At 46.2% G+C, this 273-nt stretch carries 1 pseudogene; it reads right to left on the bottom strand.

The features are described from left to right. A pseudogene (locus AAEZ03_RS27385) lies at positions 1–273 on the bottom strand (IS4 family transposase); the annotation flags it as partial.

Raw genomic sequence — 273 nt, 5'->3', positions numbered from 1 at the left:
CAATTCTTGCTTAACACCTTCAACAAATTTGCTCCGTAACGTCACCTTGCTTTGCAGCTGGGTTTGCTTAAGTTCGCCATATCCTTCTTCTATTTCCCAGCGTTGCCAGTAGATATTTAGCAGCTTGTCCAGCGGATACTGAACAGGGTCAATCAATGAGGTGACAAATCCTTTTATTTCACCTTTTGGCTCTTGATAAGCGATAAAACGGGCGCGCCATGTTTCAGGGAGCTCCGGATTTTTCTTTCTCGCCTGTGGGGAGACGGGCATATC

This window comes from Pseudomonas sp. HY2-MNA-CIBAN-0224 (assembly GCF_040310285.1).
Lineage (GTDB): Bacteria > Pseudomonadota > Gammaproteobacteria > Pseudomonadales > Pseudomonadaceae > Aquipseudomonas > Aquipseudomonas helleri.
Note: the sequence above shows the minus strand (reverse complement) of the source record. Positions and strands in the feature narration are given on the sequence as shown.